15 protein-coding genes are annotated in these 20,053 nt (G+C 70.2%); 4 read left to right on the top strand and 11 right to left on the bottom strand.

The features are described from left to right. Positions 1 to 89: 89 nt before the first annotated feature. The 3 genes from IEY84_RS05080 to IEY84_RS05070 are packed head-to-tail and all read right to left on the bottom strand — an operon-like array spanning position 90 to position 5,165. Positions 90 to 2,141: an oxidoreductase gene (locus IEY84_RS05080; RefSeq protein WP_183544949.1), complete on the bottom strand. Its 2,052-nt coding sequence runs from the start codon at positions 2,139 to 2,141 to the stop codon at positions 90 to 92. Next, on the bottom strand, positions 2,138 to 3,652 hold the full coding sequence (locus tag IEY84_RS05075) for an APC family permease (RefSeq protein ID WP_183544951.1): 1,515 nt from the start codon (positions 3,650 to 3,652) through the stop codon (positions 2,138 to 2,140). The genes IEY84_RS05080 and IEY84_RS05075 overlap by 4 nt, the downstream gene beginning before the upstream one ends. 28 nt (positions 3,653 to 3,680) lie before the next feature. Further along, positions 3,681 to 5,165, bottom strand: a complete 1,485-nt coding sequence (locus IEY84_RS05070; RefSeq protein WP_221208737.1) for an aldehyde dehydrogenase family protein — start codon at positions 5,163 to 5,165, stop codon at positions 3,681 to 3,683. 99 nt (positions 5,166 to 5,264) lie between these two features. Between IEY84_RS05070 and IEY84_RS05065 the strand changes: the two genes are divergently transcribed. After that, complete coding sequence (locus IEY84_RS05065; protein ID WP_183544955.1) at positions 5,265 to 5,918, top strand: TetR/AcrR family transcriptional regulator; 654 nt, start codon at positions 5,265 to 5,267, stop codon at positions 5,916 to 5,918. A 2-nt stretch (positions 5,919 to 5,920) separates the two neighbouring features. Here the strand turns inward: IEY84_RS05065 and IEY84_RS05060 are convergent, their stop codons facing one another. Together IEY84_RS05060 and IEY84_RS05055 are read right to left on the bottom strand one after the other, a co-directional pair. Beyond that, positions 5,921 to 6,526 carry a hypothetical protein gene (locus IEY84_RS05060; RefSeq protein ID WP_183544957.1) on the bottom strand — a complete coding sequence of 202 codons (606 nt, stop codon included), beginning with the start codon at positions 6,524 to 6,526 and terminating at the stop codon, positions 5,921 to 5,923. Between the two features lie 73 nt (positions 6,527 to 6,599). Further along, positions 6,600 to 7,802 (bottom strand): MFS transporter, encoded by a 1,203-nt coding sequence (locus IEY84_RS05055; protein WP_183544959.1) that lies wholly within the window; start codon positions 7,800 to 7,802, stop codon positions 6,600 to 6,602. Positions 7,803 to 7,850: 48 nt separating this feature from the next. Here IEY84_RS05055 and IEY84_RS05050 point away from each other — a divergent pair, with 48 nt between their 5' ends. Together IEY84_RS05050 and IEY84_RS05045 are read left to right on the top strand one after the other, a co-directional pair. Next, positions 7,851 to 8,513 carry a FadR/GntR family transcriptional regulator gene (locus IEY84_RS05050; protein WP_183544961.1) on the top strand — a complete coding sequence of 221 codons (663 nt, stop codon included), beginning with the start codon at positions 7,851 to 7,853 and terminating at the stop codon, positions 8,511 to 8,513. A 58-nt stretch (positions 8,514 to 8,571) separates the two neighbouring features. Continuing rightward, on the top strand, positions 8,572 to 9,687 hold the full coding sequence (locus IEY84_RS05045) for an FAD-dependent oxidoreductase (RefSeq protein WP_229788356.1): 1,116 nt from the start codon (positions 8,572 to 8,574) through the stop codon (positions 9,685 to 9,687). Position 9,688: 1 nt separating this feature from the next. Here the strand turns inward: IEY84_RS05045 and IEY84_RS05040 are convergent, their stop codons facing one another. The 6 genes from IEY84_RS05040 to IEY84_RS05015 all read right to left on the bottom strand — a co-directional run bounded on the left by IEY84_RS05040 (position 9,689) and on the right by IEY84_RS05015 (position 18,121). Beyond that, positions 9,689 to 10,540 (bottom strand): class II fructose-bisphosphate aldolase, encoded by an 852-nt coding sequence (locus tag IEY84_RS05040; protein WP_183544963.1) that lies wholly within the window; start codon positions 10,538 to 10,540, stop codon positions 9,689 to 9,691. A 1-nt stretch (position 10,541) separates the two neighbouring features. Beyond that, positions 10,542 to 11,450 (bottom strand): 1-phosphofructokinase family hexose kinase, encoded by a 909-nt coding sequence (locus IEY84_RS05035; protein ID WP_183544965.1) that lies wholly within the window; start codon positions 11,448 to 11,450, stop codon positions 10,542 to 10,544. Beyond that, a complete protein-coding gene (locus tag IEY84_RS05030) occupies positions 11,447 to 12,409 on the bottom strand; it encodes an ROK family protein (RefSeq protein ID WP_183544966.1) in 963 nt (320 codons plus the stop codon). Before IEY84_RS05030 ends, IEY84_RS05035 begins: the two co-directional genes overlap by 4 nt. Before the next feature lie 5 nt (positions 12,410 to 12,414). Then, positions 12,415 to 13,335, bottom strand: a complete 921-nt coding sequence (locus IEY84_RS05025) for an SIS domain-containing protein (RefSeq protein ID WP_183544968.1) — start codon at positions 13,333 to 13,335, stop codon at positions 12,415 to 12,417. An 88-nt stretch (positions 13,336 to 13,423) separates the two neighbouring features. Next, positions 13,424 to 14,209 carry a DeoR/GlpR family DNA-binding transcription regulator gene (locus IEY84_RS05020; protein WP_183544970.1) on the bottom strand — a complete coding sequence of 262 codons (786 nt, stop codon included), beginning with the start codon at positions 14,207 to 14,209 and terminating at the stop codon, positions 13,424 to 13,426. A gap of 45 nt (positions 14,210 to 14,254) precedes the next feature. Continuing rightward, the gene (locus IEY84_RS05015) at positions 14,255 to 18,121 is read right to left on the bottom strand and encodes an endo-alpha-N-acetylgalactosaminidase family protein (protein WP_183544972.1); all 3,867 of its coding nucleotides are present in this window, start codon (positions 18,119 to 18,121) and stop codon (positions 14,255 to 14,257) included. 104 nt (positions 18,122 to 18,225) lie between these two features. Here IEY84_RS05015 and IEY84_RS05010 point away from each other — a divergent pair, with 104 nt between their 5' ends. Continuing rightward, entirely contained in the window at positions 18,226 to 20,022 is a 1,797-nt protein-coding gene (locus tag IEY84_RS05010; RefSeq protein ID WP_183544974.1) for a glycoside hydrolase family 35 protein, read from the top strand. Positions 20,023 to 20,053: the final 31 nt, after the last annotated feature.

Below are 20,053 nucleotides of genomic sequence, written 5' to 3'. Positions count from 1 at the left end.
TACGACGGGGAGCTCGGCATGGGTTACCAGCGCGTAGCTGGTGCAGAACTCCCCGCCGTACCTGACGGTCGCGAGGACCCGGAAGGTGTTCAGGCCAGCTGGGTCACCTCGCGCCGGAACGGCACCTCGTCGTTGGAGGGCAGGACGGCGTCGAACTCCTCGGCGGCACGGCGGCCGGACCAGACGGCGGCCGCGATGGTGCCGGGGCCCCAGGAGTCGCCGATGCCGCGTACGGAGGCGAGCTCGCCGGCGTCGCGACGGGCGACGAGGTCGTGGTAGAGCTCCTCGCGGGGCAGGCGGGCGGTCACCATGACGACGGCGTCGCAGTCGAGGTCACGCTCGAGACCGGCGTAGACGTCCTTGACCCGGACGCCGCCGACCCCGACCGCCGTGACGGCGTGGTCGGTCACCCGGGTGATGCCGTTCTCGATCAGGCGTCGCTGGATCCGGTTGATCTCGAAGGTGTTGTTGGTCCACGACGACACCTGCGAACCGGTGGTGACGATCGAGACGTCGTAGCCCTTCTGGACGAGCAGCTCGGCGACGACTCCACCAAGGTAGTAGTGGTCGTCGTCGTAGACGACGACCTTCTTGCCGTCGGGCAGACGTCCGACGAAGAGGTCGTCGGGCCCGAGCACCTGCGCACCCTCGGCGATCGGCATCGCGGCGGTGTGGAAGCGGGCGACCCCGTCCGTACGCCAGGTGGCACCGGTCGCGGTGATGACGTGCTCGAAGCCGAACTCGACGATGTCCTCGGCGGTCATCGGGCTCTCGCGGTAGATCTCGACGTTGGGGAGCTCGGCGAGGACGGCCTCGCGGTACTCCTTGACCCGGCCCCAGGCCGAGAGCCCGGGCAGCTTGGACTCGGCCGTCACCCGGCCGCCGAGGTCGCGGCCGGCCTCGGCCAGCACGACGTCGTAGCCGCGTACGCCGAGCGCCCGGGCCGCCTCCAGGCCGGACGGACCGGCGCCGACGACGAGGATGCGGGAGTCGCTCTCCTTGGCCCGGATCCGCTCCGGGTGCCAGCCGCGGCGCCACTCCTCCCCCATGCTCGGGTTCTGGGTGCAGCGGATCGGCGACATGGTGAGGTCGCCGGAGACGCAGATGTTGCAGCCGATGCACTCCCGGATCAGGTTGAGTCGGCCGTCGCGGATCTTGTTCGGCAAGAACGGGTCCGCGATCGACGGGCGCGCGGCGCCGATCAGGTCGAGGATGCCGGCCTTGACCTGGCGCACCATCGCGTCCGGCGAGGTGAACCGGCCGACGCCGACGACGGGCTTGGAGGTGAGCTTCTTCAGCCCGGCGACGAACTCCTCCTGGCGGCCCTCGGGCGCGAACCGCGAGGTGACCGAGTCACCCTCCCAGCTGCCCATCGCGAAGTCCCACAGGTCGGGCAGCTCACCGAGCTCGCGCAGCACGCCCTCGATGTCCTCGCGGGTGATGCCCCCGTCGATCTCCTCCTCGACCGTGATCCGGCAGGCCACTGCGGCCCGGCCGGCGACCTCGTCGATGGTGTCCTCGAGCAGCTCGCGCAGCAGCCGCATCCGGTTCTCGAGCGAACCGCCGTACGCGTCGGTGCGGTCGTTGTAGCGCCGCGAGAGGAAGTGGTGCGGGGTGCCGTAGCCGTGGGCGCCGTAGACGTAGACGACGTCGTAGCCGGCCTCGAGGGAGCGGCGTACGGCATTGCGGTGCCAGCGCCGCAGATCCTCGATGTCCTGCAGCGACATGGCGCGGGCCTGGACCGGCGCGATGGTGTCGGGGGCGACCGGGAGGTTCGCGGGGCCGAGCGGGGTCTCGCGGCTGAGCTGGTTCGGCGCGTTCATGCCGTTGTGGGCGAGCTCGATGCCGGCCAGGCCGCCGCCCTCGTGGATCGCGTCGGCGATCCGCGTGAGCGCGGGCAGGTCCTGGTCGTCCCAGATCCGCAGCTCGATGAAGGGCGCGATGTCGGAGGTCGCGTGGATCTCCACCTGCTCGGTGCACACCACCGACCAGCCGCCCTCGGCCTTGATCTTGCGCATCGCCGCCTGGGCGCTGGGGTCCCGATAGCCCATGCCGTTGCAGTGGGGCACCTGGTAGAAGCGGTTCTTCGTGGTGAACGGCCCGATCTGCACGGGCTCGAACAGGATGTCGTACGCGGTCATCGGGTGGGCTCCTCGGTGGGAACGGACGGGACAGGGGCGCCGACCTCGGCGCGGACGCGGGCACCTCGGACGTACCCGATGCCGCACAGCAGCAGCAGGCAGCCGAGGGTGCCGAGCGTGAAGACCTCGAAGGTCACTTGGCTGACACCCCAGATCTCCTTGAACGGGTACGCCTCGCCGAACAGCCGCTCGAGGGTGCCGGGGAACACCGCGACCCAGGAGCCGAGCAGGACCCAGGCGAAGGCGAGCCAGCCGAGCAGCGCGAAGCCGCGGTCGGATACCGGCACGCGGAAGGGGCGCGGGCGGTCGGGGTAGCGGGTGCGCAGCCGGATCGCCGCCGGGATGACCAGCAGGTAGCTGAGCAGGAAGGTCGAGATCGAGATGGTGAGCACGACCCCGAAGATCGAGGCGCCGGAACCGGTCACCTGCATCGCGACGAGCAGGAACACCGTGGCGACGACGCCGGAGAGCATGTTGACCCGCACCGGCGTACCGAGGCCCTCGTGGAAGCGGCCGAAGAAGCCGCCGAAGAAGGAGCCGTCGGCCGCTGTCATCGCCTGCATCCGGTCGGAGATGATCATCCACGCCGCGCCCTGGCTCATCAGGATGTAGACGAAGACGACCGCGGTGAGCGTGAGCAGCGGCTCGGCGGCGGCCCCGTAGACCGAGTAGACGGTGCCGACGGCGTCGAGGAGGCCGCCGATGCCGGTGATGTCCTCGCTGGGGACGACGAGCAGGATCGCGAAGATCGGCACCAGGTAGCAGATCGCAGCAGTCAGGCAGGAGCGGAAGATCGAGACCGGTACGTCGCGGGCGGGGTTCTCCATCTCGCCGGCCGCGCTGTTGGAGGACTCGAAGCCGAGGTAGGCGAAGAGCAGGATCGGCACCGATCCGAACAGGCCGAGCAGGGTCGGGCTGAAGTCGCTGCCGCTCAGGTCGACCACGCCGTTCTGCGCGGCGTAGATGATCGTGGTCAGCACGAAGAAGGCGAGCAGGCTGACCTTGAGGATCGCGCCGCTGGTCGGCAGCCACTTGCCCTTGCTGAGGCTGGCGATCGCCGCGACGACGGTGATCCAGATGAACACGATCTTGAAGACGTAGTCGCCGACCGACCCGTGCTCGAGCGGCGTGATGTAGACGCTCACGGTCTCGGCGGCGAGGAAGGCCATCGAGCCGCCGACCCACACCGGCTGCGTGATCCAGGTGAGGATCGCCGCCACCGCAGCGGCCGGGCGACCGAAGGCGTCCCGGACCCAGGTGTAGGCCCCGCCCTCCTCGCTGAACGCGGCGCCGGTCTCGGCGAAGATCAGGCCGTACGGCACGAGGAAGAAGACCGCGAGCACGAGCGCCCAGGTGAACGCCTCGGCGCCGTAGACCGAGACCTGGCCAAGGGTCTCGAGGCCGACGACGGCGGCGATGAGCAGGAAGATGATGTCGAAGCGTCGCAGCGTCTTGCGTAGATGTGACTGTTGCTCGGCCGCGAGCGCGGTCGGCTGGTTGATCTGCGTCATGGTGTGTCCCTGGCTGGTGGGCGGGAGGTCAGTGGTTGATCCAGACGGTCTTGAGACCGACGTACTTGTCGAGAGCGTGAAGCGAGAGGTCCCGTCCGAACCCGGATCCCTTGAACCCACCGAACGGGGTCCAGGCGCTGAAGGCGTCGACGCCGTTCACGGTCACCGTGCCGGCATGGATCCGCTCGGCGAGCCGGTGGGCACGACTCAGGCTGCCGGTCGCGACCGAGGCGGCCAGCCCGAACGGGGTGTCGTTGGCGAGCGCGACCGCCTCGTCCTCGGTGTCGAAGGCGGAGATCGCCAGGACCGGCCCGAAGACCTCCTCGCGGGCGAGGGCGGAGCCCGGGTCGACATCGTCGAAGACGGTGGGCTGGACGTAGCAGTCGCTGCCGTCGCGAGTGATCCGCTCCCCGCCGGTGACCAGACGGGCTCCTGAGGCCGGGGCACCGTCGACGAACTCCATGATCCGGTCGGTCTGCTCGGGCGAGACGATCGCGCCCATCCCGGCGGCCGGGTCGAGCGGGTCGCCGGGGGCGTACGCGGCTGCCTCCTTGGCGACGAGGTCGACGAACTCCTCATGGACCTCGCGCTGGACAAGGACCCTGGAGTGGGCGGAGCAGACCGCACCCTGGTTGAACCAGATGCCGAGCGCGGTCTGCTTGGCGGTGGTGGCGAGGTCCTCGGCGTCCGCGAAGACGACGTGCGGGCTCTTGCCGCCGCACTCGAGCCAGATCTGCTTGAGGTTCGACTGGCTGGCGTACTGCAGGAAGTACGCTCCCACCTCGGTCGAGCCGGTGAAGGCGAGCACGTCCACGTCGGGGTGGAGCCCAAGGGCCCGTCCGGTGGTCTCCCCCAGGCCGGGGACGACGTTGAGGACGCCATCGGGGATCCCGGCCTCGGCGGCGAGCTCGGCGATCCGCAGCGCGGAGGAGGGCGACTGTTCGGCTGGCTTGAGGACGACACTGTTTCCCGCCGCCATTGCGGGCGCGACCTTCCAGGCGAGCATGTCGACCGGGTAGTTCCACGGCACGACCGCACCGACGACACCGAGCGGCACCCGACGGATCAGCGCCGTGGTGCCCGGCGGGGTCGGGGCGACCTCGTCGTTGATCTTGTCGATCGCCTCGGCGTAGTAGCGGAAGAGGTTGACCGAGAACGGCAGGTCGAGGTCGTAGGCATCCACCACCCGCTTGCCCATGTCGAGCGAGTCCAGCACCGCCAGCTCGGCGGCGTGCTCGGCGAGGAGGTCGGCGAAACGCAGCATCCGCTCCCGGCGGAAGGCGACGCCCGCCCGCGACCAGCCGCCGCCGTCGTACGCAGCCCGCGCCGCCCGCACGGCGGCGTCGACACCTGCTTCGCCCGCGTCGGCGACCTCGGTGATCAGGGCGCCGGACGCGGGGTTTCGGTTCTCGAAGGAGCCCTCCGCGGTGTCGATGGAACGGCCTCCGACGAACGGACGCGTCCGGGGGCTGACCTCGGCGGCGATCTCTCGCCAATCCTGGTGGGTACGCACAAGCAAGTCCTTTCTTTGCGCTTCACCGCAAATATGAGCCCCGCCACACCAGGTGTCAATCATTCGCCCGCAGATTTCACATACGCGTTACGGTTGAGCATGGCTCGACGCAAGGACCAGGCCGCTCGGCGCGAACATCTGACCGCGGCAACACTGACCGTGATCGCCACCCACGGCTTGGCCGGCGCCACGATGAAGAACATCGCCGCCGAGGCCGGCATCTCACCGCGCCTGATCGCCTACTACTACCCCGAGCTCGACGGCCTCATCGAGGCCGCCCACCAGGCCGCGACCGACCGCTACTACTGGTCCCGGCAGCGGGCGATCGAGGGCGACCTGTCCCCCGCCGAGAAGCTCGGACGCCTGATGTACTCGGGTCTTCCCCGAGGTGAGGACCTTCTGCTGAGCCAGGTCCTCGACGAGATCTCGGTCAACGCGAGCCGCAGCCCGATGCACGCCACCCTGATGACGCTGCTCTTCGACCGCGAGGTCTCGCTCTACACCGCAGTGCTCGAGGTCGGCCGCGCGACCGACGTCTTCACGTTGACCGACTCGGCCGAGGCGATCGCCCGGAACTTCGTCGCACTCGAGGACGCCTTCGGCCTCCATCTGCTCGCCCACAACTCGTCACTGACCCTGGAGCGCGCAGAGCAGCAGCTGGCCAGCTACGCCCACGCCGCGCTCGGCGTCCGGGTCACCCCGATCGACCCTGAATTGCCGAAGAACGCAAAGAACTCAGGCGCACGCCCCTGACCTCAGGCCCGCCGATGCGTCAATGCCTCGACGCCCCAGCAGGCGAGGCAGCCGAGCAGCGTGATGACAACGGTCGGGACGACCGCTATCAGGTCGTAAACGAAGATCTCACCAGCGAGCGCCTCGTAGAGTCGCCACGACCACTTCAGCCAGGCGATCGTCAGCAGCACCGGCACGACGAGACCGAGCAGCCACAGGACACCGCGGCGTCGAGCAACGCCCCACGCAGCCACCAGGCACACCGTGATGAACACGACGAGGAAACGGACCACCCACAGCCACCACTCCCCCAGCGGCAGATCGAACGAGCCTCGCGCCTGGAGGAAGTCGGCGACGAGCCAGTAACAGTCGAAGAGCCAGGACGGGACCAGCAGGAGCGGTGCGAGGAGCTTGCGTACGATGCTCCGTCCGCGCCAGATCAGCATCGCCGCGTACGTCAGGTAGACGAACGTGAACAGCACGCCCTCGACCGCGTACTCCTCCGGGTAGCCGAGCTCCCAGCGGATCTGGCTCAGGATCACCAGCCGCACGATCTCGGCCGCGATGACGACGACCGCCGCCACGACGGAGAGTCCGACCCGATCCGGCTTTTCGGCGGTTGCGGTCATGTCCTGCAGTATCGCCGATCGTCGCGGTGTGCGCCTGAGGAACAACCGTGTCGGCCACCTCGAGGCCGACGACTCAGTCCTCGCTCCGGGCTCCGATGACGACCGGACGGCCCGCGACATACCCCGCGCAGACCTGGACGACCGCGAGGCCCAGCAGGAGCATGATCGGCACCGACCACGAGCCAGTGGACTCGCGCAGCAGGCCGACGACGAACGGGCCACCGGCGGCGAGCAGGTAGCCGATGCTCTGCGACATCGAGGAGAGCGCGGTGGTGCCGGCGGTGGTCGCGGTGCGGATGCTGAACAGGGTCAGGACGACGGGGAAGACCGCGCCGCCCACGCCGAGCAGCACTGCCCAGAGCCAGGCGCCCGCGACGGGAGCGAGCAGCAGGCCCGCGAACCCGACCGCCAGCAGCGCGGTCAGAAAGGCGATCAGGTGTCCCTGCGAGGACGCCCGGATCGCGAGCGTCGGGGCGAGGAAGTAGACAGGTACGCCGACGAGGATGCTGACCGCGAGCAGCAGTCCGGCTGTGGCGTGGTCGAAGCCGGCGTCGGCATAGATGCTCGGCAGCCAGCTCATCACGACGTACGCGAAGAGCGACTGGGTGCCGAAGAGGAGCGTCACGGCCCATGCCACCGGCTCCCGCCACAACGAGACCCGGGCCCGGCCGCCGCTGCGCACCTCGCGTTCGCGCAGGTAGGGCAGCCACGCGACCAGGGCCACGACGGCGAGCAGCGCCCAGACGCCGAGGCCGACCCGCCAGCTTCCGGCCGCGTCCGCGATCGGCACGGTGACGCCGGCGGCGGTCGCCGCCCCCAGCGACATCACCGCACTGTAGGCACCGGTGACCGTTCCGACCCGGTGAGGAAACCCGTCCTTGACCACGGCGGGAAGCAGCACGTTGGCGAGGGCGATCCCGGCGCACGCGATGAACGTGCCGACGAGCAGGAGCCAGGGGTCGCCGATCACCCGGACCAGCAGCCCGGCCACCAGCAGACCGAGCGCGACACCGATGCCGCGATGTACGCCGAGCCGGCGCGCCAGCGTCATCCCGGTCGCACCGACGAGCGCGAAGCAGAGCACCGGCAGCGAGGTCAGAAAGGACCTGGTGCCGGCCGAGAGCCCGTCGAGGCTGTCGAGCAGGGCACCGAGGGACGTGATGCCGCCGCGCAGGTTCGCCGCCACCAGCAGCACCGCGACCAACAGCCACAGCGTCGACCGTGCGGCTGTGTTCGATGTCGGTGAGTCGGGGCGGGACTGGAGTCGGGAGGTCACACCCCCTAGGATGCCAGACATCGGATGATTGGATGAAAGGACGGCACCGTGCCGCTCTCCACCACCACTCCTCGCTCCCTGGTCGACCAGGCGATCGACGGCATGGGAGATCTCCTCGCCACCGGCGAGTGGGCCGTCGGCACCCGAATCCCGCCGGAGCCCGAGCTGGCCGCCGCACTGGGCGTCAGCCGCAACACGGTGCGCGAGGCCGTACGAGCGCTGGCCCACACCGGCGTGCTCGAGGTGCGACGCGGGGACGGGACCTATGTCGCCGCCGCCAACGAGGTGGCAGCGATGATGCGACGTCAGGTCAGCCGGGTCGACCTGCAGCATGTCCTCGAGGTCCGCCAGGCGATCGAGACCCAGGCCGCGGCCCTGGCTGCCGAGCGGCGCTCTGAGGACGACGTACGGGCGCTGACCGCCCTCATGGAGCGGCGCGCCGCGGCGGCCGCGGCCGGGGATGCCGAGGCCTTCGCCGACGCCGACGCGGAGTTCCACCTCGGCGTGGTCACCGCGACCCACAACCCGCTGCTCATCGAGCTCTACGCGGGCTTCGAGGGCACCTTGCGCACGATGATCCACCTCGACGACGAGACCGACGAGCTCGCCGACGAGCACGCCGCCGTCTTCGACGCCATCCGCGCCCAGGACCCCCGCGCCGCTGCGGCCGCCGTCACCGGCCTGCTCCACACGCTCGGGGCTGACGCCTGACCATCGACGCCAGTTAGAACATGTTCCAATTCTTCGGAAGGTCCACTACGTTCGACCGGTGAGCAAGCGGGTCATCATCGCGGGGCTCGGCGACACGGGTGTCCTGACAGCGGTACGCCTCTCGAAGCACGCCGACGTCGTCGGGATCTCCACCAAACCAGGGCTGATCAGCGGCCAAGAGCTCGGCGCTCGAGTCAGCAGACCGGCCGAGTGGGAGCGCGACTACCGGGTCTCGTTCGACCGGTTCCGCGGACTTGATCGGGCCGACGTCATTCACGGCACTCTCGTCGGTCTCGACCTCACCCACAGGGTCGTCCATGTCGAGCGGCCGGACGGCACGACCCGCCCTGAGCCGTACGACCTGCTGGTGATCTCGACGGGGGTCACCAACGGATTCTGGAGAAAACCGGGCTTCCAGACGGACGACCAGATCGATGCCGACCTGCAGCATGTCCACCAACAGCTGCGGAGAGCGGCCTCGGTGATCGTCATCGGCGGTGGCGCAGCGGCTGTCAGCAGTGCGGCCAACATCAGCGGCCGGTGGCCGGACAAGCGGGTCGACCTCTACTACTCGGGTGAGCGCGCCCTCCCCCAGCACCATCGAAAGACGTGGCAGAGCCTGGAGAGGCGTCTTGTCGAGAGGGGCGTCGGGCTGCACCCGGGCCATCGTGCCGAGCTTCCGCGTGGCTTCGTCGGGGACGAGATCACCAGCGACGCGGTCACGTGGAGCACCGGCCAACCACCGGCGAAGGCCGACGCGGTCCTCTGGGCCATCGGCCGCGTGCACCCCAACACCGGCTGGCTTCCCGCGGAGATCCTCGACGACCGCGGGTTCGTCGTGGTGGATCCGAATCTCCAGGTCAAGGGGCAGAGCGGCGTCTTCGCGGTGGGCGATGTCGCGGCCACCGACGAGCTGAGATCCTCCGCGAGGAACCGCGCCGACCGACTCCTCGCTCGCAACATCAAGGCAGTTCTCGAGGGGAGGCCGCTCGACAGCTACCAGCCACCCCGGCGCCGCTGGGGCTCGGTGATCGGCGTTCAGCGAGACGGGCTCCAAGTCTTCGCGCCCAACGGACGCCCGTTCCGCTTCCCCGCGTGGACGATCAACACCGTCCTGCAGCCTTGGATCGTGCGTCGGTGCATCTACCAGGGAGTACGCCGCGACCGCGGCTGAGTCAGACTGCCCTGTCCACCCTCGGTCCGCCGATCAACGCGAGCAGACGCGCGGCCTCGCCGGCCACCGCGTCGCGGCCGACGCCGAGGTACTTGCGCGGGTCGATCTTCTGCTCGTCGGTCAGTGCCGCGCGAACAGCACGGGTGAAGGTGGCGTTGAGGTGGGTCGCGATGTTGACCTTGGTCATCCCGGCACGGATGGCTGCGACGATTCCCTCGTCAGGCACCCCGGAGGAGCCGTGCAGCACGAGCGGCACGTCGACGGCGTCGGCGAGCCGAGCGATGAGCTCGTTGTCGAGGCTGGCGGTCCGCGTCGTCATCGCATGGGAGGAGCCGACGGCGACTGCGAGCGCGTCGACACCGGTGGCCTCGACGTACGCCCTGGCCTCCTCCGGCTGGGTGCGGACCCCTGGTGCGTGCACGCCGTCCTTGCCACCCACCTCGCCGAGCTCGGACTCGATGGAGGCGCCGCGCTCATGACACCAGGCCGCGACCTTGGCCGTGGCCGCCACGTTCGAGTCGTAGTCGAGCTTCGAGGCGTCGAACATCACCGAGGGACAGCCCAGCTCGACGGCCTCCTCGACGAGCTCGACCCTGGTCGCATGATCGAGATGTACGCAGACCGGCACCGTGGCGCGCTCCGCGATCGCGATGCTCGCCCGCAGCAGCGGTGCCAGGGCGCCTCGGTAGTCGGCGGTGTTCTCGGAGATCTGGAGCACCACCGGGCGGCCGGCCTGCTCCGCGCCGGCGACGATCGCCTCGGCCAGCTCGAGCTGGATGACGTTCATCGCGCCCAGCCCGCCCCCGGTTCCACGGGCGTTGTCGAGCAGCAGCGACATCGGGACCAGAGGCATCTCAGACGCCCCTCAGGTCGATGCGTTCGACGGAGACCTCGGTCCGGAACGAGCTGTACGCGTCGGGGTCGATCTCGCCGGCCATCGGCACGACCACCGCGGCAGCGCCCAGTGCCGCTGCGTCGCGCAGGATCTCCGGCCAGGCGCTGCCGGCGGCGAGGCCGCGGGCGAGCCCGGCGGCAGCCGCGTCACCGGCGCCGGTCGGGTTCCCGCTGACCCCGGCGGGAGGACGCACCTCCCACACGGCGCCGTCGGCGTACGCCAGCAGACCATCACGGCCGCGGGTCAGCACGACCGGGCCACCGTGGCGTTCGGCGAGCTCGACGACGGCCGCGACCGGGTCCTCCGGATGATGCCCGAGCAGACGCGCTGCCTCGTCCTCGTTGGGCGTCAGGACGGCGCCGGTTCCGACCGCCGCCGCCAGGGCGGCGTCGTCGAGGTCGAGGATCGCCGGAACGCCGGCGGCTGCCGCGAGGCGGGCGATCCGCGCCGGCAGGTCGGTCGGCACCCCGGGCGCCAGGCTGCCCGAGACGGTGAGCGCCGTGGCCTCGCCGATCCGGTCGGCGAGGAGGTCGAGCAGCCGTCGGTCAGCCCCGGGCGCTGTCTGATGCCCGGGCTCCCACAGCGAGGTCGTCGACTCGGCGACGACGACCAGGGTGCGGCGTACGTCGTCCAGCTCGGGCAGGAAGGTCGCCGGCAGCTCGCGCGCGAGCGCTCTCCCGAAGTCGTTGTCGGCGAGCCCGACGGCGTGGGTCGGCTCCCCCAGCTGGTGCAGCACCCGGGCGACGTTCACACCCTTTCCGCCGAGCCTGGTGGACACCTCGGCGACCCGATGGACCTCACCGACGGTCAGCCGAGGCAGCCGGTAGGTCACGTCGATCGCCGGGTTCAGCGTGACGGTGAGGATCATCCGCTTCCCTCCTCCGAACGTGGCCCGATCGAGGCCAGTGCCAGTCGGGCCGCGCCGACCAGGCCGGCTCGACCGCCGAGGGCGGAGAGGCGTACGGGCGGGACTGCGGTGACGCCGGCGCGCTCGCGCATCCGGGCCTGCAGCGGGTCGAGCAGGTCCGAGCCGGCGTCCGCGACGCCGCCGCCCAGAAGGATCTCGCCAGGCGCGAGCAACGCTCCTACCGCCAGGAAGCCGTCGGCGAGGGCGGTGATCGCCTCGGACCAGACCTGGGCGGCGAGCCGATCCTGACCGGCCCGCGCAACCAGCTGGGCGACACCGGTGACAGCGGTGTCGCCGCCCAGGGCCGCGTACGTCTCCAGCATGCCGCGAGCGCCCGCGCGCGCCTCCACGCAGCCACGCAGCCCGCAGCTGCACAGCGGGCCGGTCGGGTCGACCACCAGGTGGCCGAGCTCTCCGGCCTGCCCGGACGAGCCGACGATCGGCCTGCCCTCGACGTACGTCACGGCGGCGACGCCCGTCCCGAGCACGGCGACCAGCGCGGACGCCGGGGATCCGGCATCCGCCCAGATCGCACCAGCGGCAGCGGCTGTGTCGTGCGACACCGCGACCGGAAGGCCCAGACGCTCTGCCAGCGGGGCTGCGACCGGGGTGTCGACGAGACCGAGGTTGACCGCTTTGAGGGAGGTCCCGGACTCCGTGTCGACGAGGCCGGGGAAGGCGACCCCGACCCCGGCGACCTCGACCCGGTCCGCCGGGCCCAGCCCGGCGAGCAGCCGCTCGGCCAGCTGTGCGATGTCGTCGAGCACTGCCGGACCCGTCCGGGTGGCCACCCGCGACTCGGCCATCACCACATCGTCGACACCGACGACCGCGCCCCGCACCGAGGTGCCGCCGACGTCGAACGCGAGGGCGAGAGTCCGATCGGTGGCACGCCTTCGCGATTGAGGTGCCTGGCTCATCGACGTCACGCCGACTGTGCGGCAGGCGGGCTCAGGATGATCGAGCGCGTGAGGTTGCGCGGGGCGTCGGGGTCGAGCCCGGCGCCGCGGGCGCGCGCCACGCAGAGCAGATGCACGCGCACCAGCTCGGCCAGCGGGTCGATCTCCTCGTGCAGGAGGTCTGCGCCGGTGGTCGCGACGTCCTCGGCGAAGCCCGGCACCAGGTCGCCCAAGGCCCACACGACCCGGCCGGGGGCGCTGATGGAGAGCGGGCCGTGCCGGTACTCCATCATCGGGTACGACTCGGTCCACAGCTGCGCGGACTCCCGCAGCTTGAGCGCCGCCTCCTGCGCCACCCCGTTGGTCCAGCCTCGACCGACGAAGGTGATCTGCTCGGCGGTCAGCTCCGGGCCGAACCCGCTCTCGCCGGCGTCGATGATCTGCTGGGCCTGCTCGGCGGCACGGCTCAGGTCCTGGCCGAGATGCCAGCGCAGCATGGCCAGTGTGGTGGTGGCGAAGCGGGTCTGGACCACCGACCGCTCGTCGACCTCGGGCGTGAGGATCGGCTCGGCCAGCTCGAGGGCCGGGGTGCCGGGCGAGGACGAGATAACCGTCGCCGGGATCTTGCCCTGGACGTCGGCGAGCAGGTCGACGACCTCGGTCGTGGTCCCGGAGCGGGTGATCGCCAGCAACCGGTCATAGCCCCGGTCGATCCGAGCCTCGGTCGGCGTCCAGGCGTCGGTGACGCCGAGACCATGACCCTCACGGAGCGCGGCGTAGGCCTGTGCCATGTAGAGCGAGGTCCCGCATCCGATGACCGCGACCTTCTCCCCTGCCTTCGGCAACGCCTGGGCGTAGCGCTCGGCGGTGCCCCGGGCGGCCATCCAGTTGGCAGGCTGGGTCGCTATCTCGGCGGCGAGATGCGTCGTCGGTGCGGATGCGGTCATGGTGTCGGTTCACCCTCCGATGTATTGCCGGCTGAACCCGAATCATCCAACTTTTTGAGCGTTTATGTCAACAAACGGTCTCAAGTGCTCATTTTTGATCACTCGTGACCACGATCTCCGCTCCGACCTCAGCCAGTGCCTTGGTGAGCGGCTCGGGAACAGGACGGTCGGTGACGAGCATGGAGACGCTCGAGAGGTCGCGGATGCGCGCAAACGTCGGATGTTCGAGCTTCGTACTGTCGGCCACGACGATGGTGCGCTGCGCCGCCGCGATGAAGTCCGCGCTGATCTTGGCCTCGGCAGGGTGGATCGTGGTGAGTCCGGCGCGAGTGCTGATGCCGTCGACACCGAGGATCGCGGTGTCGATGTTGATCTTCGACAGCACCCCCTCGCTCAGCGGGCCGACCAGCTCGTACGACTGGGTCCGGGCGGCTCCGCCGGTGACCACGATGTTCACGTTGGGCCGGATCGAGAGCTCGTAGGCGATGTTGAGCGCGTTGGTGACCACGGTGATGCTGCCGTCCTCGGCGAGGTCCGGGCGGCGCCCGATCGCGCGCGCCACCTCGCTGGTGGTCGTCCCGCCGTTGAGCGCCACCGTCTCCCCCGGCACGAGCAGGTCGGCGACCACCGTCGCGATCGCGAGCTTGGCGTCCGCCTGCCGGCTGATCTTGTACTGCAGCGGGAGCTCGTACGCCGAGCCGAGCGCCGTCGCGCCACCGTGCGTCCGGGTGACCAGCCGCTGCTCGGCGAGGTGGCCGATGTCGCGGCGCGCGGTCGCAGCCGAGATGCCGAGCGCGGTCTCCACCTCCGCGATCGAGACGTGCCCGCGCTCGCTGATCAGCTCGAGCAGTTGGTTGAGTCGCTGTTGTCTCATGGGCCTCTTTCTGGGTCCCGGACAGCCTAAGGGCCTGGCCAGGAATTAGTCGGCGCAGTGGAAGGTCGCGTCGGCCCAGTCGGCGTGGTCGTTGCCGTTCCCGTCACCGGCATCTCCGACGACCAGGTCGACGTAGTCGGCGCCGGTGATGTCGGCGGTGATCGGAACGGTGGCACTGGCCGGCCCCAGGGTGCCGGTCTCGGCGACCGTCGTCCCGTCCGCGACCACGGAGAACCTCACCGAGCCCCGCGAAGTCTGGGCATCGTCCACCCCGACGTCTGCGGTGAAGCTGTTGCAGTTGCCGGCGAGGTAGTAGCGAACCTTGGAGACCGCATGCGTACCCAGCCCCTTGGCGTAGACCTTGCCGGCGAGCGTGATCGGCCGGCCGTCGCCGGCGCCGTTCTCCCCCACGCTGGTGTCGCGCTCGACCGGCCCCCAGCCGTTGGTGGCTGAGATCCAGCCGAGATCGCTGGCGTAGGTGTCCGCGGCCGGCGGGGGCGGCGCGGTCTGCACCGTCGCCGAGCGGGTCACCGTGCGCGTCTCGCCACCGAAGTCGTACGTCGCAGAGGCGGTGAGCTGATGGCTCGACTCGGCCGCGTCGGCCGGCGGCGTGACCTTCCAGGTTACCGAGTGGCTCTTCCCGGGAGCGAGCGAGTCGAAGGCCGCGGGCGTGGTGGCGTCCGCCGTCCAGCCCTCCGGCACCTCGAGACCGACCGTCCCGGCGCCGGTCTCCGAGGCCTCGTCGCTGGTCAGCGTGGTGGTGACCTCGGCCGCCGCACCCGGCAGCAGCTTCTCGTCGCCGGCGTCGACGGCGAGGGTCGCGCAGGCAGGCGGGTCGGCGGCCGCACCGAGGTCCTCGACGGTGAAGTCGTCGATGCTGATGTCGCCGTTCGCGCCGTTGTCGTCGGCGGTCCGCAGACCGACCCAGTAGTCGCCGCAGCCGCCGGCCACGAACTCCTCGCTGAACCGGGCCGTCTCGACCTGCTTGCCGATCGGGCGAGCACCGACCTCGACCGTGCGCGGGTCGCCGCTCGCGACGGAGTCGTAGCCGGTGACCCACTCGTAGTCGTCGGCCCGCTCGGTCTGGTGGTCGAAGGAGACCCGGTAACGGTGCCCGGGCTCGAAGCGTGCGGTCTGTGGGACCGTTCGGTAGACGAGGCCGCCGTTCTCGGCATGGGACTTGAGCGACCAGTCGCCCCTGATCACGTCATCGGTGACCTTGCCGTTCCAGCCGCTCTGCGTGAACGGCTCGTGCCGCTCGGCGAGGTGGGTACGCGGGTCGGTGACGCCTCCGGAGGTGCCTTTGACGAACGGCGACCAGCCCTGGACGACCTCTTCGAAGTCCTCCTCGACGATGATCTTCGCCTCGGGGGCGGCCCGCAGGCCACGGCCGCGCGCGACGACACGTACGTCATCGATGCGCACCGCGCCAGAGCCTGCCTCCGCAGAGATCTCGACGGTCGCCGTACCGTCCCGGCCGACGTCGAAGGGGACCTCCACACGCTGGAAGTAGGTGCTGTGCAGCTCGTCGGCAGCGACCAGGTTCTTCGCGGTCGATCGTTCGACATGGTTGGTGTAGGTCTTCTTGCCGGAGGTGACCGTGACCGTGGCGGCGCGGCTGTGGCCGGGCTCGACCTCCACCCAGACGCCCAGAGCGTTGCGTCCGCCCTTCAGGCCGTGGAGCCGCTGGCTGATCGAAGCCTGCTCCCCTGCACCCAGCACGGCGACCTGCTGACCGGTCGAGGTCCGTCCGGTCGTGGCCGGTCCGCTCGGGCGCCAGGCGTCGAGGTCGCCGGCGTTGAAGCCGGGATCGACAACGTGGCTGCCCTGACCCCACCGTGCGTCGGGCGAGGTGTCGGAGGACTCGGTCAGGACGTACGCCGTCCCCGCCTTCGCGTCGAGCGTGACCTTGCCACCACGCACCGGCACGCTGCCCGCCTCGACCCGGCCCTGCTCGGTGAGCTCGTAGACACGGAGCCGCTCGCTCCGGCTCCAGGCGCGGGCCAGGTTCCAGGTGGTCGACCCGCCGTCGGCGTTGTAGTGGTAGAGCTTCGCCCCGCCGGGGCGTGCCCCGGCCTTGGCCTCCCACGGGAGGAGGTAGGCATCGCCGTCGAGCACCAGATCGCCGTCCTGATAGATCTTCCGGGTCGCCTCGGTCTTGCCCGAGTTGACCACGCGTACGCCGCCGTCCTGGACGATCTCGTCCGGGCTCCAGCGCAGGATCGGGTTCTTCTGGAGATACTTGGTCGGCAGGTTCCGCCGCCAGATGTTGTCGTAGAAGGCGTCGATGTCGTTCTCGCCGGTCCAGCCCTCGAACTCGACGATCTCGGTGTGCCCGAGCAGCTTGTCCGGGTTCCAGGTGTCCTTCTGCCCGTTGCGTACGAACCGGATCATCTGGCTGTTCAGGCCCTTGTTGGTCGCCCCACCATAGGACTCGTCGTTGGCCCAGTGGGACCAGAGCGCGTCCTCCTCGAAGTGATAGGACCACTCGGTGCCGATGTTCCAGCCCTGCCCGCGCAGCTCGCGGGCGAGTCGCTCCTGGAGCCAGCCGAAGGAGTAGTAGACGTCGATGTAGAGGAAGTCGAGGTTCGGGTGCGTCTCGCGGCGCAGCCGAGCGAAGCGGTCGACGATGTTCCTGGTCGCCAGGTCGGTGCGCTGGTCGATGTAGTAGGACTGGTCGATCCAGTCCCAGCCGGGGCTGCCCTCGTTCACCACGGTCTCGTTGAAGGTCTTGGCCTCGGGATAGGCCTCGGTCGCGTTGACGTGGACGCCGAAGTCGGCGCCCCACTTCTCGCCCTCACGGGCCAGGGTGTTGAGGTCGTCGAGCCCGCCGGCGCGGGTGTTGTAGTTGCCGCCGTAGTCGGGGTGCGCGGAGTCGTGGCCCTCGGAGCCGTAGCCCTTCAGCACGGCCAGCTGCCCGAGCCCGTCGGTGGCCAGCGAGACCCGCTTGACGTCATCGAGCGTACGCAGGAACGGATGCGTCGCCTGGCTGGCGAAGTTGAACGGGATGTGGGTGACCACCCGCTCGGGCGTCTCCTCCGCGCCGTTCATCGGCCGCTGGATGTCGCGCAGCGCGATCGCGCCGTCCTGCCAGTCGACGGCCTGGTCACCGTTGGCGTCGTGGGCGATGGTCACCTTCGCCCACGGGAGCTCCTCGGCGTAGGGCGACCCGGTCGCCCGGTAGGTCCACTGGCCGCTCCACAGCCCGACCCGGCGGCCGTTGTCGGTGGCGCTCACGCTGCGCCAGATCCGGCCGCGCTCGTTGGTCGAGTCGCCGCCGCTCTGGTCGTAGACCGAGTTGGTCTCGATCGCGGCGGCCAGCCGATCGGTGTCGACGATGGCGTACGCCGATCCGACCGGCTTCTCGGTCGTGGCCAGGTCCGTGGTGACCTCGGTGTGGGTGTCGCCGTTCTTGGTGCGGTCCGCGCTCACGACGGCGGTGCTCACCGTCGCACCGGCCTGGTCCGAGCTGACCGAGAGGAGGTCGTGCCCGGGGATGTCGAGGGTGCCGACGCGGTGCTCGACGGTGTCTTTCACGTCGGTGATCGCGAAGGTGACGACGTCGCCGGCCACCTCGAGCTTCGCGTCGAGCTCGACGCCGGGCAGGTCGGCGAAGGTCAGGTGGTAGGTCGCCGTGTCGGCGTCGACCTGCTCGCCGGTCACGGTCGCTGTGTGTGCGGTGCCGTTGATGCGTACGGAGGTCGGCGGGATGGTTGCGCCGCCGATCTCCCCACCGGCCGTATGCCGGTAGCCGAGCACAGCCGGGAAGTCCTCGGCCACCTGCACGCTCAGCATCGGCGAGGTCAACGTGAACGCGCCCGTGGGAGCCGCGTGGCTCTCGGGCGCGATGGCGACCACGCCGGCGAATGCCGTCACGGACGCGAGGAGGGCTGTGGGGAAACGCTTCGGCATCGTGACTCCCGATGGTGGGGTGGGCCTGACGAGGTCTGTCCATCATGCAGAGTTTTGCGCGGATTGAACACGTTTTGCGCAAAAGTTGTCATACCCTCGGGTGGGTGAGCCCCACGATGACCTGGCATGACGGCGAGTTCCTGAAGCGCGGCGTCCCCCACCGGATCCTGTCCGGATCCATCCACTACTTCCGCATCCACCCCGACCAGTGGGAGGACCGGCTGCGCCGGGTCGCCGCGACCGGGTTCAACACCGTCGACACCTACGTCGCCTGGAACTTTCACGAGCAGGACGAGGGCTCCCCGGACTTCACCGGGCCCCGCGACCTGGCCCGCTTCATCACCCTCGCCGGCGACCTCGGGCTCGACGTGATCGTGCGCCCCGGGCCGTACATCTGCGCCGAGTGGACCAACGGCGGACTGCCGTCCTGGTTGACCGCCCGCACCCGGGCGCCACGCAGCAGCGATCCGGTCTACCAGGACGCGGTCTCACGCTGGTTCGACGTCCTGCTCCCCCACCTCGTCCCGCTGCAGGCTGCTCACGGCGGGCCGGTCGTGGCGGTGCAGGTGGAGAACGAGTACGGCTCCTACGGCGACGACGCCGCCCATCTCCGTTGGCTCCGCCAGGGACTCCTCGATCGTGGCATCACCGAGCTGCTCTACACCGCCGACGGCCCGACCGAGGTCATGCTCGACGCCGGCATGGTCGACGGCACCCTCGCCTCGGCGACCTTCGGAAGTCGCGCCGACGAGGCCCGCTCGATGCTGGCTTCGCGGCGGCCGGGCGAGCCGTTCCTGTGCGCCGAGTTCTGGAACGGCTGGTTCGACCACTGGGGCGAGAACCACCACGTACGCTCCCCCGAGAGCGCCGCCGCGACGCTGCGCGAGATCGTCGACCTCGGCGGCTCGGTCAGCGTCTACATGGCTCACGGCGGCACCAACTTCGGCCTCTGGGCGGGCGCCAACCACGACGGCCGCCGGATCCAGCCCACGGTCACCAGCTACGACTCCGACGCCCCGATCGGCGAGGACGGGCGAGTCACGGAGAAGTTCCGGGTCTACCGGGACATCCTGGCGCCCGCCACCGGGCGCACGGTCGACGCGCTGCCCACGCTGCCGCCGACTGGTCCCCGTCACGCGTTCACCTCGGCGCCGCTGTCAGGTGGCAGCGACCTGTTGTCCCTGGTGACCCGCGGGCCGGCGACGCGCACTGCGGCTCCGCTGAGCTTCGAGGAGCACGGCATCGACACCGGCCTGGTGACGTACCGCTCCTCGGTCACGCTCCCGAGCCACGACGTCCATCTCACCGTGCGCGGACTGCACGACCGGGCGTACGCCTTCCTCGACGGTCGCACGCTCGGCCTCCTCGAGCGTGACGACGCCGAGCCTGCGGTGCTGACGCTCCCCGGCCTCGGCCGGGTCGCCGACCTGACCCTGGTCGTCGAGGCGCTCGGCCGCGTCAACTACGGCCCGCTGCTCGGTGAGCACAAGGGGATCCTCGGCGGTGTCCAGGTCGACCGGCGCCTCGTCCACGGCTGGGACCACCACCCCGCAGCCCTCGACCGCTGGGACTCCCCCGATCTCAACGGCATCCCCCATGCCGACATCGACGTCGAAGCACCCGCCGACGGATGGCTCGCCGTCCCCGGCGACGGCGACCGGTTCGTCTGGCTCAACGGCACCCTGCTCGGCCGCCTGTGGAGCCGCGGCCCCCAGCGCCGCCTGTACGCCCCCGCGCCCTTGTGGCGTCCCGGGACGAACCAGGTGTCCGTTCTCGACCTCACCCACCCGGCGACGCACGTCGAGCTACACCCCGACCCGGACTTCGGACCGTCGGAGGAGTACATCGAGACCCTGCCGACCGGCGTCGACGACGCGGGCGAAGGCACAGCACTCGACTGACGCACTCCGCTACCTGGGGAGGGTTGTCCGA

Source organism: Nocardioides albus (genome assembly GCF_014648255.1).
Classification (GTDB): Bacteria; Actinomycetota; Actinomycetes; order Propionibacteriales; family Nocardioidaceae; genus Nocardioides; species Nocardioides albus.
Note: the sequence above shows the minus strand (reverse complement) of the source record. Positions and strands in the feature narration are given on the sequence as shown.